Origin of the sequence: Roseovarius sp. D0-M9, assembly GCF_037083805.1 — a bacterium.
In the GTDB taxonomy this organism is placed as follows: domain Bacteria; phylum Pseudomonadota; class Alphaproteobacteria; order Rhodobacterales; family Rhodobacteraceae; genus Roseovarius.
The window spans coordinates 1-15774 of sequence record NZ_JBAPKZ010000031.1; the positions used below are offsets into that span (position 1 = coordinate 1).

Here is a 15774-nt window from a genome sequence, read left to right on the forward strand (position 1 = left end):
TGTATTTTTGCACCATCTATAGCTGGCGTAAAGTTCGACTAAGTTGAATAGAGTGTGGTTAATCTCTCATAGAGCGGCGTAATAGTCTGTCTTAACTCCGATTAACCTGACTCTAGCTCATACTAACCATGTCTTAACCTGCAGAAGGTCACCTTTAACAATCTTTATATCGCAAGACGTGGCAAAGCGCTCACATTAGGTGCGTCTTCCCGGAACTGTTCGGGAAGATCGTCAACTATCCGTCCCGAGCGGGGATGCGCACCGAGTAACTTCACGCCCTGCCGGATCGCCTCACCAGCCCGACGTGCAGCATCGGCGCTCTTCGGGCGCAGGAAATCGCGCAGCCGTTGCAGGTCCCGGATTGCGGCCGGGGCGAATATTACTCGTGGCATTTAGGGGCTGGAAGTGAACAACAAGGCCGTGAAAGCGATCTGCTCAAGGTCAGGGTTAATCCAAGCCTAGCTTACAACTGAGGCTCCATGCTTCCATTGAGCTCCGTTTTCGGGCACAAAGGATAAGAGCACAGTGGAAAAGCCGTATTTGACAACAAATCCTGGGGGGATGGGTTGCAAGGGGCGGTAGCGTGGCCAACGTTGAAATATTTGTGACTGGGGATGAGGTAGGCACCTTTTCCAGCGTCTCAACATCAGGCAATTCAAACGGAACAAAGGTTATACTGGAGGGAGTGGAACCACTTGGCACCTCTTCGGATATCTTCCGTGTGGTGATCAGGCAGGTAAACGAAGGGGACAACCTGTTTTCAAACGGGCAGTTCGTAGATATCTATGCGCATCCAGACAGCGACCCACCTGCACCGCCGCTCTATTCCAACCTTAACCCACAGCATGACCAGTTTCAGGGCCGCGCATCCTCGGGTGATCATCAGATCATCACCGGGTCTGAGAATATCGTTTTTGACGTTAACGGGCTGACAGCAGGCACCATTCAATATGGACCAGGGAACGATCCTCCCCGGGAAGCCCAACTGTCTTTTGAGACCTTTTCTCCTGAACCGCCAGTCTTTCCGTGCTTTGCAGCGGGCACGTTGATCGAAACAGAGACCGGGCCGTTGCCTATCGAGGTGATCAGAGCGGGGGATCTGGTGCATACGCTTGATCATGGGCTGCAGCCGGTCCACTGGTCTGGTCAGCGCGAGGTAGTAGGGCGTGGGTCAATGGCGCCGATTGAGATCTCCGCAGGGGCTTTGGGTAACCCGCGCAGGCTTGTCGTGTCGCCACAGCACAGGATGTTGATCGAGGGTTGGCGCGCCGAGATGTATTTCGGTCAAGCGCAGGTCCTTTCAGCAGCCGTGCATCTAATAAACGGTGATACTATCCGGCAGGTACCACGGCGACGTGTATGCTATGGGCATCTGGCCTTCGAGCAGCATGAGGTGATCTTTGCAGAAGGCATTCCAAGCGAGAGCCTGTATCTGGGTGAAGTGGCATTGGACGCCTTGAGTGCAGATCAGCGCACTGAAATCGAGGCGATTTTTCCAGAGCTGACGGCATCACCTAATGTGATGTCTGGCGCTGCCCATTCCACGGCACGCCGATGTCTGCGACGTTGGGAAGCTAAACTGGTTGCCTGAAGTCGGAATGTCCTCATGCAGCAGCGAACGGATCGTCGATGACGCCGATGAGTCCAATCAGGAAGTCTCCACCCGTGGAACCACCCGCCTCTGCATAGATCTGATCGATCTCGGCTACCGCGCTGGTCACACTGGTTGGGCTGCCGTCATAAAGGTCCATTACAGAGACCGCATCAGCATGACCTGACAAACCTTTGATCGCTGCAAAGTACAAACCAATGTCTGTTTTTGTCTCAAGGTAAGCCGCGTCTGCGGCGCTTCCCGTTACGGCTTTTGCACCTTCCAGAACGGACAGAATGAACGTATCACGCCCCACTGCCCCCTGGTCCAGTTTGCTTACCCAGAAGTCAAAGCCCTTGGCATCAGGGATGCGCCCCAACACGTTGTTATAGACCGCCGTGGCCAGTGCTGTGTTGCTCATCGTATCGGGGTACATGCTACGGGTCTCGTCTTGATCAATGAAGAGCGCAGCCATGCCCTGCAAAGACAAGCCCTTAGAGTATTCATTGGCCCAGAAGGCGAGCCCTTCCGCATCAGGCGCGCGATCAAAATAGGCAATGTAGAGTTCAACGATCTGGGCAACCTCATCGTTGTCTAGAGCACCGCCATTGTTGCTATCAGTTCCGCTGCCCTCTCCCGTGCCACTCTCTCCTGCGACGGAAACCCCATCGCGGTCATAGCTGGACAGCGTTTCTCCAATGATACCTGTCAGGGCAGCGGTCATCGCCGCATCAGGCGCATCAAAAGGACTGCCGTAAGTATCAACTGTCTGTGCCGGAAGGCTGTTTGGCGACACCTGCGCCAGGGTTGCTGCCTGCAATCCAGCAATGAACCACTGCCCCAGATCGTTAAGGTGAATATCATCCTTGAACACGTCCCGAATTGAGCTCAGCCCTGGCACCTGCCCCGCTTGGATCGCATCGTATAGACGCGCCATGGCCTGACCCGCTGGTACGATCAGCGCCTCCGGCATCCCACCTGCACGCTGGGCATTGATGTAATCTGCAATGCCTTCCCACTTGCCCAGATCATCATCAAGCTGGGCGCGCCATGCCCCCAAGTTTGAGCCAAGGTTATGCCAGGTCTCATACACGTAGAACTGGGTGGCAGAATTGGCGTTGGTGGCCAGATTATAGTACCGCGTGGCATATCCGTGAGTGTCATTCCAAGTCAGATGAGTATCGAGGGGAATGGCTTCGGTCACCACAACGACATCATAGCTGCCATCTGCCAAGGCATTTCGGGCATTCACGCCTTCTGCCCGATCACCGTTGTCCCAGTTGTAGCGCAGTGGTGCGCCATTGATCACTTGGACGTCTGCCTGCACATCACGACCCAAGGTCGTCATGACCGAGTTCAGCATCTGCGGCATGATCTTGCCGACCAGGCTATGACCAATCAGAAGAATTTTTTCTGGCACCACACTCTCCGTCACTCTCCGTCAAACGCTACGCTCTACCCAAACCGGCAGAAATAAGCCAATTCCCATGGGTCCACATATCAGGCCCTATTCCTTGATACTTCATTTCTCATAGGTCTGTTACATGAGTCTGGAATTTTTCGACCTGGCCGTATTTGAGCGGCCAACCTCGCCAATCCCCCATGAGAGAGATATAGACGACTACAGTCCACGCCATCAGCGGTGAAAGGCACAAGCCATGACAGCCAAGATATTCGGCACCGACGGCATTCGCGGCACCGCCAACACCTACCCCATGACCGCAGACATGGCGCTGCGCATCGGGGCAGCTGCGGGTCGGCATTTTCGGCGCGACGGGCACAATGGCCACCGTGTCGTCATCGGCAAGGACACGCGGCGCTCGGGCTACATGTTGGAGAACGCGCTGACAGCGGGCCTGACATCAACTGGCATGAACGTGCTGCTGTTGGGTCCTGTTCCGACGCCCGCTGTCGCGTTCCTGACGCGATCGATGCGGGCTGATCTGGGTATCATGATCTCAGCCAGCCACAATCCGCACCACGACAACGGTATCAAGTTCTTTGGTCCCGACGGGTTCAAGCTGGACAATGCATCCGAGGCCGATATCGAGCGTATCCTGGCGGGTGAGATCCAGCCGGTGAAACCGTTGAACATTGGTCGCGCCAAGCGGATCGATGACGGTCCCGGCCGTTATGTTGAATATGCCAAGACCACAATCCCGCGCGCAACGCGCCTGACAGGCCTGAAAGTGGTTGTCGATTGTGCCAATGGTGCGGCCTACAAGGTGGCGCCTGAAGCTTTGTGGGAACTGGGTGCCGAAGTGATCCCCATCGGAAACACACCGGATGGCTACAACATCAACCTGGCTTGTGGATCAACCTCACCCCAGGCTGCAGTCGATGCCGTGCAACACCATGGTGCCGATCTGGGCATCTGCCTCGATGGAGATGCGGACCGTCTCGTGCTGATCGACGAAATGGGGCGCGTTGCCGATGGCGATCAGATCATGGCGCTCTTTGCACGGCTCTGGTCAGAGGCCGGCAGGCTGACCGGAGGCGCATTGATCGCCACCGTGATGTCTAACCTCGGGCTTGAGCGGTATCTTGAAGGGATCGGTCTGGCGCTGGAGCGAACCCAGGTGGGCGACCGCCACGTGGTTGAGCGGATGCGGGCGGGCGGCTTCAACCTCGGAGGTGAGCAATCGGGCCACATCGTAATGAGCGATTACGCCACGACAGGGGATGGCCTGGTCGCAAGCTTGCAGTTTCTGGCCACCATGGTGACCAGTGACAAACCCGCCAGCGCCCTCTTACGCAGTTTTGATCCAGTGCCTCAGCTCTTGGAGAACGTCAAGCTAAACGCCGGCGCTGTCCCCCTCGCCAATGCCGATGTCCAGACGGTCATCCGCACGCAGGAGCAGCGCATCAACGGGCAAGGCCGCCTGTTGATACGCGCCTCGGGAACCGAGCCGCTGATCCGTGTCATGGCCGAATGCGAGGATGAGGTAATGCTGCGGGATGTCGTCGCCACCATTGCTGAGGCTGTGCGTAAAGCAGGCTGAACCAGCCTGCTTCAACCCTTTGGTGCTCCGAGCTGTGACAGGATGATCAAGGCGAAAATTACTCACGGGATGCTTGGAACCTGTTCAAACAAACCGAACCACCTCTTTCCGACTGATGTCTTACCGCCGCTCCTCGGTTTTAATGATGGTGGATTGCCTGTCTCCGCTAAAGCACTTTAGGATTAAGAACTTTTCAGGCGAATTAGCGAGGTCACAGGATGACAATTTTCCACAAGCTGTTCAACAAGCCTGCCAACACTCGCAAAAACCTCGATGCCGACCACGAGGACACTGAGCGGGCGTATGCCATCATCATGCGTCACGCAAACGCAGCCCCCATGACCATTGATACACATGTCGATCCAGAAACCTTCAAGCGCTTGCAAAATCGAGTGGAAGACACTTGGTCACGATTAGGGCAGGAGGATGCCCACTGGTCAGTCATCACAGATGAAAAGTTCCGTAAGGAGAGCCTCAGCAGTCATATTGACCAGTTTTTCAGTATGGGTGACGGCGATATAGCGCGTTTGGATGCAGCGCTTAACCGGGTAGGCACATCACTCTCAAACATTGAGAGCGCCATGGATTTCGGGTGCGGGGTTGGCCGCCTGTCAGTACCAATGGCACGAAGCACCGGTCATGTTCTAGGAGTTGATATCTCTGCTGCACATTTGCGGGAAGCCAAGGCCAATGTCGCGCGGATGGGCTGTCAGAACATCGAGCTCGTCAGAGCCAGCTCCATTCAGGACATCAAAAACTTGCCTGAGTTTGAGCTGGTCTTAAGCCTCATCGTCCTGCAACATAACCCTCCCCCTGTTATGCTGGAAATACTGAATGCGTTGTGCTCGCGCGTGAAACCGGGTGGGTACCTTTATGTTCAAGCCCAAACATACCGACAAGGGTACCGTTACTGCGCTACGGATGATTTAGCAGACACACTTGATAAGATGGAGATGCATGTGCTTCCACAACACGTATTTCTAGAGACCATCCAAGGTGCGGGGCTGACCATTTTAGAGGTCACGGAAAATGGCGCGGCGTGGGATTTGAGTTACAAGTCACAGGTTGTTCTGGCTCGCAAGCGGTGACGCGTCAGGGATTTCCAGCGCCCCCCTTGCATTATCCAAGAAGGGCAGGGAAGCCCCGCCGCATACCTCAACGCCGGAGCTGAGCAGGTAGTTACTGCTTCAGGCAAAGGCAAACGGATCATCCAGCACGCCGACGACAGACATGAAAAACTCGCCATTGGCAGGGTCTTGAGCATCAGCATGATAGCCGTTGATGGCTGCAACAGCCGCATCAGTTCCAGCCTGAGTGCCATCAAAGAGAGCCAAGGCTGCAGCCGCATTGCCAGTGTCTGACATACCCTTGTGCACCGCAAAATAGGCCCCGAGGTCCACCTTGGTATCCAGGTAGCTTCTGTCGGAAGAGCCTGTCTTGACGCCCTTCAAAACCTCAAGAATGAACTGGTCACGGCTGACAGTGCCGGAGTCGAGCTGACTTGCCCAGAAGTCAAACCCAGCCTTGTCTGGCGTGCGGCCAAGGACGTTGTTGTAAACTGTTTCAGCAAAGGCATTGTTGGAGGTGCCCGTTGGGTACGCAGCTAACGTCTCGTCTTGATCGATGAACAGCGTCGCCATCTCTTCCAGTGTTGTGTCATTGGCGAAAGCTGTGCCCCAGAAGTTCAGACCGACAGCATCGGGTGCCCGGTTGAAGTAGGCGATGTAGAGCTCAACAAAGCTCTCAAACGCTTCAGCGGATAGCCCCGTGGTGCCGCCGAACTTGGTCAGGTCAAAGCTCTTGTCATTGAATTTCAGAGTTTCAATGTCGATGAGCGTATCTGTTCCGTTACCATCTGAGCGCCGATCGGTGACGATGATTGAGGTTGGGCTAAGGCTAAGCGAGTAGCTGCTCTGGTTCCCCGAGTATGCAACCATGTCCCACCCGGCCCCACCATCGAGCTCATCATTGCCTTGGCTGCCCAATATGGTGTCGTCACCTGATTGAGCCTGAATCAAGTCTGAGCCGGTAGAGCCGCGGAGAACATCACCTGCAGATGCTCCAGTGACAGCGTTCTTGAAAGTCGGAAAAATGCTTGCTGCCGCCTCCGGCGCGACACCAAGAAGTGTGATGCTTCCTGAGGCTCCTTCATAGCGGGCATTGGCAACTATTCTGGCGTCACCCTTAGCGGTCGTCCCTATGTCTATGAAGGTTCCAGCGCCTTTCAGGGCAAGCCCGTCGGATCCCAAGAACTCTAAGAAATCCTCTTCCACATTAAAGTCTGTGATGGTGTTGTGCCCAAAATGGCTCTGGAATTTGAATGTATCGGCTCCACTCCCTCCCGTTAGCATGTCATTGCCTGCGCCCCCAGTAAGGCTGTTGTTCAGGGAGTTGCCAATCAGATGGTCATTACCAGCCCCCCCAATGACGTTCTCGATGAGCGCTTCAAACGCGATACCAATGTTCTGCGAAGCGTCCCATCCTGGTATCGGAGCGTCCGAATAGGAGCCTGGTGTTAGATCAATTGAGAGATCGAGCGTGAAGCTACTGAAGTCGAATGTGTCCTGACCGCCCCCATCCCAGATGGTCTTACGCACTGCTTCAGTTGGATCAAACGTATAAACGGTGTCGCTGGAGTTGTAGTCCCAGTTGGGGCCATACAGGTGCTGTGCCGCCAGAATATCGTAAACCATCGGAGTTTGGATGGTCCAAAGGCTTTGCTTTGTTGCGCTGTCCCAAGCAAATACCTTGTCAGGACTTGTATATGACATGACCGTATGGGTGCGCGTGTCATAAGCCTGAGAATAGACGTCTCCATCTCTATCATCAAAGGGATGCTCCAAGCCCAAAGCATGACCAATCTCGTGCAACAGAGCGAAAAAGTTGTAAGTCGAATTACTCCAATTGGGATCATTGGCGTAGTTCGAGCTTATCCATATATCACCGCCACTTGGCCAGTAGTTGCTCGGAAAATAGGCCCAGCCCCACGCATTTTCCTGAGATGACGAGAATGCAAAACGCATGTCCCCAACGAATGTATCGGTTTCATATATTTTGACGAAATCCACATCGATCACCTTTGCCCATTCAGACAGGGCAGTGTCGACGGCAGCCATTTCAACAGCGTTAAGACCAAAGCGAAATTCTGCCTCAGGCTCGCCGTACCCGTAATTTGTACTCCACTGGGCTGTACTCGATGTGGTCCAGGGAAAGCTGTAGGTCACTGTTGTATCCGAACCAGTGCCCCAGCGTATGAAATCACCTTTCAGCAGCCCCGAAATAAAGGGGTTCGTTGAATATGGAGCGGTGCTTGTTTGGCCACCAGAAAACGGATCAGCCATTATAAGGATCTCCATCATCGCGCCTCGGAGCGCATATAGAAGCTTCTCTATGCCGCAAGCGGAGTCGCCGCAGGATAGGTGACTTCAGATCAATCACACCACCAGAGTATGAGGAAACCGCGATTCCAAGACCATTAGGCTTGATGGACTAGCCGGACGGTTAGCGGCCGCGGTAACACAGGTGGACGCGTGAGATCTAACTGTATTGCCGAGCCTGCTGAGACCTCTTTAGGCAAAGGCGAACACGTCATCCAGCACTCCGACGAGAGGCATGAGGAACTCGCCGCTGGCAGAGTCTATGGCATTTGCATGATAGCCTTGGATGGCGGAGACTGCCGCATCTGTCCCGGCCTGAGTGCCATCAAAGAGAGCCAAGGCTGCAGCGGCCTTACCGGTGTCTGACATGCCCTTGTGGACTGCGAAACACGCTCCGAGGTCCACCTTGGTATCCAGGTAACTTCTGTCGGGAGAGCCTGTCTTGACGCCCTTCAAAACCTCAAGAATGAACTGGTCACGGCTGACAGTGCCGGAGTCGAGTTGGCCTACCCAGAAATCCAATCCTACTTGATCCGGTGTGCGTCCCAGCACGTTGTTATAAACCGTTTCAGCGAAGGCATTATTGGAGGTGCCCGTTGGGTACGCTGCCAGCGTCTCCTGCTGATCGACAAATAGCGTTGCTATATCCTCCAACGACGTGCCGTTGGCAAAGGCGGTGCCCCAAAAGTTCAGGCCAACAGCATCAGGCGCTCGGTTGAAGTAGGCGATGTAGAGTTCGATGAAGCTTTCAAATTCCTGCTCAGACAACTTCACCATACCGCTAACCTTATCCAGATCGAGCGTGCCGCCATCGAACTCTAGAAACTCAATATTGGAGAGCGTATCGCTGCCATCGCCATCAGATCGACGATCAGTGATCGTGGTCGACGCGGCGCCGAATATCAGCGTGTAGTTTGATGCGTTGCCAGAGTAGACTGCCGTGTCAATGCCCCTGCCACCATCAAGCATATCGTTTCCGCTTCCGCCGTGGAGCCTATCATCTCCGTCTCCGCCCCAGAGCATGTCGTTTCCATCTTCGCCGTAGAGGACATCGTTATCGATTCCGCCAGCAATCAAATCATCGCCTTGGCCGCCGAAAACTGTGTCATTGCCGTTATTGGCATTGATCACATCATCGCCGCTGCTCCCCGTCATCACCTGCTCTCCATCTGAGCTGGGGGCGTTAGGGTTATTTTTGCTGCCGTACATGTGAGATGCTGCCTTGTCGCCGATTTCGGCAAAGACGCTTTCTCCACGCTGGTTCCAATTCAGGTTCAGCTCACCTTCCCGGTGCTCGTAAAGGTTAAACGGAACAAAATTATTAGGGTTCTCGTACTGGACTGTCTCAGCCGCTCTCAGCACCTCAAGGGCGTCTGGCTTCAGAAAGTGACGCTCTTCACCGATCATGCCGGAGGTCCCGTTCTGTAAGTCTCGGGCCCCCTCGAGCGCGTAGAAGATGTTGTCACCAATGGCCAGGAAGTGCTGGACGCCCAAGTCTTCCACGATAAATTCCGGGTGTTCGATAGCGATCACTCGAACATGCACGTCCTTCCCGCTAGGCAGCTTGATGGTCGCGGGTAGATCCTCCAGGTTGATTTCTGTGCCCTCGATAAGAATGTGGTCCGAGGTCGGGCTGAAGTCATCGATACGCCCAATGATCGGGGCGGAATTCTTCTCAATGTTTTTGAACTGAAACGTGTTCTGGCCAGGTCCGCCATAGGCATGATGCCCTTGCATCCCGACCGCATCGGAGATCTTGGTGACATCGAGGATAAACCAGTCGTTCCCGTCTGCGCCAAACATGTGGATCTGGCCATTGCGCGCCACGGAGCCTTCGAGAATGTCGTCCCCACTGAATCCAGTCAATCCAACGCTGGAATGTGCTCCCACGCTGAGATCCCGATGGTGGATGAGGTGATCGTTTCCAGAACCACCTCGGATCTTGTCTGTAGTGAAATCATCCCGGAGGATATTATCCACGATCGGTAGAGTGTGTTCCATAAGCTTGATCCACCGCATCCAATGCCATTCGTATGATGGCGCAGCAGTGTCATCCAAACTTACGAAGTGCGGATTCTGTCCTCTTGCTGCAGCCCATGAGCCGTTGCACCGGCTATGTCGGCAGAATATGAGTTGTGATGCCTGATACTATTTGGACTCGTGGACTGGCTGTTTGGACTGGCGGGCTGGCTGTTTGGCTAGCAGACCCTCTGCATTGTGCTCAGGGTCATGAAAATATGCCCGTGCGTTGTCTGTCAGACCGTATTTTTCAATATACTCGGTCAAGAGCTCGTTGAGCTGTGAGGCTTTGCTTGTCTTGAGTCCCATCGGGAATGACCTTCAATGTGTCGTCGACCGATTGTTACGGGCCAAGTCTTACGGTTTGATTAACGAGTAATCTGGTCACTCCACATCGCCGCTCTTCGCTTTCTAAGCCTCTTCAAGGGGTGGCATTGGTAAGGCAGATGATCATCCCAAATGTCCGGCTTGAAAGTTATCCACAGGCCTTCGCCTTCTGTGTGTGTGTTATATATGTGTTAAATAGTGTGTTACGCCAAAAAAACGCGCTCTAACTACCTGTAATGCATCAGTAATTTAAGACCCCCCGTGTGTAGAGTCACGAAAGAGCGTGTGTAAAGTCACGAAAGAACGTGTGTAGAGTCACGAAAGAATGCAGGTGTGGGTGATATCACGAAAAGCTTGACGAGCGTGGGTGATATCACGATTGTGGCTCCATGGTGGGTGATATCACGAAAGATAACCGGTCTCCTCTTCTTCCTGATCGTCAGGATCAGAAGGATTTTTTCGTGTGCGACATCTTCGATGCTGCTCCAAAGGGCGATATGGCCTCGATGGCGCATCCGATCTTCTCGCTATCGACCAAACCAGACCATCATCTGCGCCGCTACGAGGATGAGAGTGGCAAGAATTACGTGGAGATTCGTCCCTCTTCGGATGGACTGGCGACGATCCATGATCGTGATATCCTGATCTACTGCATCAGCCAGGTTATCGCGGCATTGAATGAAGGGCGGGAAGTGCAGCGGGTCGTACGGTTGAAAGCCTATGATCTGCTCAAGGCCACGAACCGGGTGACGGATGGACGGGGGTACAAAGCACTACGTGCATCCCTCATCCGTCTTCAGGGCACTCAAATTGAAACCAACATCAGCACTGGTGGGACCGAGCAACTCGACATCTTCAGCATCATTGACCGTGCTCGGATCATTCGAGAGACACGCGATGGCCGTATGCAGGAAATCGAGGTTGAGCTATCGGACTGGGTCTTCAATGCTATCCGTGCCCATGAAGTGCTGACGTTGCATCGCAATTATTTCCGTCTGAGAAAGCCCTTGGAGCGTCGTCTCTACGAACTGGCGCGCAAGCATTGTGGGCGCCAGAAGCAATGGAAGATCGGTCTCTCTGCGCTACAACGCAAATGCGGTTCCATCTCGACGATGCGTGAATTTCGCCGCTTAATCGGTGCGATCATTGAGCAGGACAAAGCTCATCATCACATGCCAGACTACGCGATCTGCATGGAAGGCGACATGGTTCTCTTTGAGAACCGTGGAACCATGGATTGCCTTGCGGGTGATGTCCTTGATGATCAGATCAAGCTTGGTAGCGAAGCGCATGAAAAAGCGCGTGCCGTGGCTCCAGGGTGGGATGTGCACTACTTGGAGCAGACTTGGCGGAGCTGGATGGCCGATGGTGGTCTGGATGCTCCACGTGATCCTGAAAAGGCTTTCATCGGGTTCTGCTCTAAGTGGTTCGAAAAGCGTGGGCGTCCCTCTTAAACGAAGATCCTGGCGCCCCAGCTTGGCTCAATGAACTTTGGCTCCAGCCTCGTTGGTGGTTTCGGTTGCAGCAAGAATGTCCTGCGCCACATCTTTCCAAGGACGCAATCTAGGCCGGGCTGCTGCGAGACGTGTCTTGAGCGCGCTGTATCCTTCGGGGTCAGACTGAAGTTTGTCGATCTTATCTGCCAAAGCTGTTGGATCATCTGGATCGAAATACTCAGCAAGATCGCCGCCTACCTCTTTCAATACAGGAGCGTTGGAAGCGAGAGCTGGCGTCCCCATCCAAAGCGCCTCACCCAGTGGCAGGCCCCAACCTTCCATGCGGCTGGGAATGACGAGGGCGAGTGCGTTTTCGTAGAGCTTACACAGCTCGGCCTGATTGGGGTTCAGCGCGAAATGAATGCGTGAGCGTATTGACGACAAGCCTGGGCCCTTGATGTAGGCTTCTGTTCGCTTGCGATGTGCTCCGGCCAGTACGAATACGGGGACTGGCCGCCCGGTCACGCGCAAATATACCATCGCATTCAATACGCATTCAAGGTTCTTACGTCCTGTCATGGTGCCAACGCCAAGCAGATAGGGCTCTGTTGGACCTGTCTGCACGATGGGTTCATCCGTTGGGCGCATTTCATGGCTCAATGGAATGGCAACTATTGGGGGTAGAGCGGGCAAGTGGCCTAAAGCCGAGAACCGCTCTATCTCCGCTTTGGTAAACTCGGAGTTTGACAGAAGACGCTCAGCATGGCGGATCACGATTTTGTTGTCGTGGAGGAAGTTTCTGGTGAACGTGCCTTGCCTTACATGGTCGGATCCATAGAGCGGAAACATGTCGTGCAAGAGCGGGTTCAACCGGATCTTGACGCCGGCCTTATCCATCACGGTCAGGTAATCAGCCATGATCTTGGGTCTTCCCAGAGACACCAATATCTGCCCATCCAGATCAACCTCTTTAACCATGCCTTCAGGAACGTTGCGCCACCGCTTCAGGTTCATTTTTCGCACGGTCCATTGCACTGCCGGATAGATTGCGTCACGCAGACGGCTCTGCGTGGGAAAGCTATAGCGCATCCGCTTTGGCGTGGCGGCACGGGGCAGCCCAGGATCGAGAATACCTGTGGGTGAAAGCGAACCGATGCGCGGGTTTACTTCGAAGAAGCGCTCATGAGCTGGAGAGAATATCACGAACCGCACGTCTGCGCCTGACACAGCAAGCTCATAGCCCACTTCCATGACAGTGCGGGCAATACCATAGTACTTGAACTTCACACCTGAAGCTAAGAACTGTTCTGAAAGGTCATAATACACTGCAGCCATGCGAGCCTCTTAGCACTACTGAGGGGTTGAGGAATATCATGTTTGCAGCCAAAGAGCCTAGATGGTTGGTTTTTGTTGCCTCGGCGTGGCATCTGCCAGACACGGTACAGGCTTACAAGCGGGTTGATGAGAATGCATTTCTTCGATGTCACCGACATTATGTTTTATGTTGAAAGGCATACGACGGTCACTGGTATCCAGAGGGTGTCCTTTGAGGTCATCAAACGGATGATCGAGCGGCATGGCCTGCAAGCGGTGCGCCTGTCTTATTGGGATCGCAGGCGGCGCGAATACCTGTCCATGGAAGCAGACTTCGTGGCTGACATGATCGAGTTCGACCCTGATGTCTGGAGTTCTGTGTTCTATGGTCGAGGGGCACGCCCGCGGGTGGGCACTGCTCCGACATTGGAGCGTTACCGCAACCATCCTCTCAAGTACCATTTCCATTATTTGCGCCGCAGCTATCATGCCTTGCGTGGTAACGAGGCGCATTTCACCAAACAGGGCTCCAGTATCGCTGAATGGAACAGCTTTCGTGCCGGTGCCCTGCCAGAGCCAAGCTCCAAATTCTCCGACCTCGAACGTAAACCTGTCTTGGACATCGCTGAGCACGGGGATCATCTCTTAGTTCTGGGCGCCACCTGGTCCATAAACGGACTAGGTGAATGCTTTCAGGGCCTCAAAGATCAGAGAGGCCTGGAGATATCACAGCTCATTCATGATCTGATCCCGATCATCACGCCGGAACATATCGCATCTGATTTCAGCGAAGACTTCTACGACTGGCTCAAGGCATCGAGCGGCTACTGTGCCAGGTATTTTGCCAATTCGAAGAATACGGCCCGTGACCTTTCTGCCTTCATGGACGAGATAGGTGTGGTTCGTCCCATTAAGACTGTTCCGCTTGCCCAAGATTTCCAAGTGGCGAATGGTGAGGCAATAGCGCGTAGTGCTGGTCTACAGGCTGGGTCCAGTACGTACAGAGCCCGCATAGATCGTAACCTTGGCTTGCGGCGTGATATCCTCAACCTGTCCAAGATGCCTTTCGTGCTGGTGGTCGGCACCATGGAGTCGCGCAAGAATATCTGGCGGCTGGCACAGGCTTGGCAGCGGCTCAGCCGTGAGGGCAACCTGGATCTTCCCAAGCTCGTGTTTGCTGGCAAGCCAGGCTGGTACAACGAGGATTTTAACCAGCTCATCAAAGCCACGGGTAATCTGGGGGGGTGGATCCAGCTCGCCAACCATCCGACGGATGCTGAGCTGGCGTATCTTTATGAAACTTGCTTGTTCACGGCGACGGTGAGCCTCTACGAAGGCTGGGGATTGCCCATAGGTGAGAGCTTGTCTTTCGGTAAGACCGCTGTTGTTGCGGACAACTCATCGATGCCTGAAGTAGGGGGCGACATGGTGGAGTATTGTGATGCTCGCTCCATTGACAGTATCTATGCCGCTTGTCGTAAGCTGATTGCCGAGCCTGATCATCGCACTGCCTTGGAGGCAAGGATTGCCAGCACCCGATTGCGCAGCTGGGATGATGTTACATCAGATTTTGTTGACCTTCTGGTCACCTGACATGCAGGTTTGCGCTTAGGCACCAAGATCGGTGACGGGCAAGAGGTGGTTCATGCGCGAGGATAAAGATGCGCTGAAGCGACGCGTGGGTGAATATCTGGTCAACCTATCTCTGCGCGCCATGATACTGTCTCTTGGTATCCTGCCGTACCGCTGGCGCATTCCCGCTCTTGGCTGGATCACGGCGCGAATTGTTGCGCCCCTTGCCGGCTATTCGGAACGTGTGCGCAAGAACCTCGCTCTGACAATGCCAGACATGCCTGAGCGTGACGTGCGCCGCCTCATGCGGGCAGTACCGGACAACGCTGGCCGCAACATGATGGAGATGTATTCGGCGGTTAAGTTTGCGGATCGTGCACGGCGCTCCCCGGTCACTGGTCCTGGCCTTCCCGACATTCAGCGTGCTCGCACCGAAGGCCGTCCGATAATATTGGTCACGGGGCATTTCGGCAGCTTCAATGCTGCACGCATGGCAATGATCGAACAAGGTTTTGAGATAGGAGCGCTCTATCGCCCACTGAGAAACCGGTACTTCAATGTGCATTACACCAAGGCAATGGAACACCTGAGCCGGCCTATGTTCAAACAGGGTAGGCGCGGCATGATGCAAGCAACCAAACATCTGCGCTCCGGTGGCACTCTTGCCATTCTCAACGATCTCAATACCCCTGGTGGTGTACCACTCGATTTCTTTGGCCAACCTGCTCTGACATCGCTGATAACGGCGGAGCTGGCTCTGAAGTTCGATGCGCTTTTGGTGCCCGTCTGGGGCATCCGCCGATCCAATGGTTTGGATTTCGACGTTCATGTCGAGGCGCCCATACCCCCCGGAGATCCGATCGAGATGACCCGTGAATTCAATGCTCGGCTTGAAGCACAGGTGCGCCAGAACATGGATCAGTGGTTCTGGATTCATCTGCGCTGGAAAGATGGAACTGGTGAGACGGCCGAAAAGGGCGCAGCACGCCTCGCAGCCCAAGTCTTTGATCCGGGAGACGATCCGTAGTGAAGGCCTTGGTGGCGATAAAGCGATCTTCACTAGCCGGAGGGCTGGAGAGCTAAATATAAACATTCATCGAGGTGCGCTATGCAGCCTGGCAGGGCTTTGGTGTGGG

Annotated in this window: 11 protein-coding genes; 6 read left to right on the plus strand and 5 right to left on the minus strand. The window is 54.4% G+C overall.

The features are described from left to right. Nucleotides 1-164 precede the first annotated feature (164 nt). A complete protein-coding gene (locus V8352_RS22010; RefSeq protein ID WP_442971059.1) occupies nucleotides 165-392 on the minus strand; it encodes a type II toxin-antitoxin system RelE/ParE family toxin in 228 nt (75 codons plus the stop codon). A gap of 191 nt (nucleotides 393-583) precedes the next feature. On the opposite strand from V8352_RS22010, the gene V8352_RS16930 reads away from it, so the two are divergent. After that, complete coding sequence (locus tag V8352_RS16930; RefSeq protein ID WP_336425484.1) at nucleotides 584-1591, plus strand: Hint domain-containing protein; 1008 nt, start codon at nucleotides 584-586, stop codon at nucleotides 1589-1591. Between the two features lie 13 nt (nucleotides 1592-1604). On the opposite strand, the gene V8352_RS16935 is transcribed toward V8352_RS16930, so the two are convergent. Next, nucleotides 1605-3011 carry a DUF4214 domain-containing protein gene (locus V8352_RS16935; RefSeq protein ID WP_336425485.1) on the minus strand — a complete coding sequence of 469 codons (1407 nt, stop codon included), beginning with the start codon at nucleotides 3009-3011 and terminating at the stop codon, nucleotides 1605-1607. A 238-nt stretch (nucleotides 3012-3249) separates the two neighbouring features. Between V8352_RS16935 and glmM the strand changes: the two genes are divergently transcribed. Then, nucleotides 3250-4593: a phosphoglucosamine mutase gene (glmM, locus tag V8352_RS16940; RefSeq protein ID WP_336425486.1), complete on the plus strand. Its 1344-nt coding sequence runs from the start codon at nucleotides 3250-3252 to the stop codon at nucleotides 4591-4593. A gap of 218 nt (nucleotides 4594-4811) precedes the next feature. Further along, nucleotides 4812-5681 carry a class I SAM-dependent methyltransferase gene (locus V8352_RS16945; RefSeq protein WP_336425487.1) on the plus strand — a complete coding sequence of 290 codons (870 nt, stop codon included), beginning with the start codon at nucleotides 4812-4814 and terminating at the stop codon, nucleotides 5679-5681. A 99-nt stretch (nucleotides 5682-5780) separates the two neighbouring features. Here V8352_RS16945 and V8352_RS16950 read toward each other — a convergent pair whose 3' ends face one another. Together V8352_RS16950 and V8352_RS16955 are read right to left on the minus strand one after the other, a co-directional pair. Then, nucleotides 5781-7934: a DUF4214 domain-containing protein gene (locus tag V8352_RS16950; protein WP_336425488.1), complete on the minus strand. Its 2154-nt coding sequence runs from the start codon at nucleotides 7932-7934 to the stop codon at nucleotides 5781-5783. A 228-nt stretch (nucleotides 7935-8162) separates the two neighbouring features. Then, nucleotides 8163-9950, minus strand: coding sequence for a DUF4214 domain-containing protein (locus V8352_RS16955; protein WP_336425489.1), 1788 nt, complete (start codon nucleotides 9948-9950; stop codon nucleotides 8163-8165). Nucleotides 9951-10705: 755 nt separating this feature from the next. Between V8352_RS16955 and V8352_RS16960 the strand changes: the two genes are divergently transcribed. Next, nucleotides 10706-11770 (plus strand): replication initiator protein A, encoded by a 1065-nt coding sequence (locus V8352_RS16960; protein ID WP_336425490.1) that lies wholly within the window; start codon nucleotides 10706-10708, stop codon nucleotides 11768-11770. Nucleotides 11771-11797: 27 nt separating this feature from the next. Here the strand turns inward: V8352_RS16960 and V8352_RS16965 are convergent, their stop codons facing one another. Continuing rightward, on the minus strand, nucleotides 11798-13087 hold the full coding sequence (locus V8352_RS16965) for a glycosyltransferase family 4 protein (RefSeq protein WP_336425491.1): 1290 nt from the start codon (nucleotides 13085-13087) through the stop codon (nucleotides 11798-11800). A 132-nt stretch (nucleotides 13088-13219) separates the two neighbouring features. Between V8352_RS16965 and V8352_RS16970 the strand changes: the two genes are divergently transcribed. Both V8352_RS16970 and V8352_RS16975 read left to right on the plus strand, forming a co-directional pair. Continuing rightward, nucleotides 13220-14659, plus strand: a complete 1440-nt coding sequence (locus tag V8352_RS16970) for a glycosyltransferase family 4 protein (protein ID WP_336425492.1) — start codon at nucleotides 13220-13222, stop codon at nucleotides 14657-14659. Between the two features lie 52 nt (nucleotides 14660-14711). Then, a complete protein-coding gene (locus V8352_RS16975; protein WP_336425493.1) occupies nucleotides 14712-15665 on the plus strand; it encodes a lysophospholipid acyltransferase family protein in 954 nt (317 codons plus the stop codon). Nucleotides 15666-15774 lie beyond the last annotated feature (109 nt).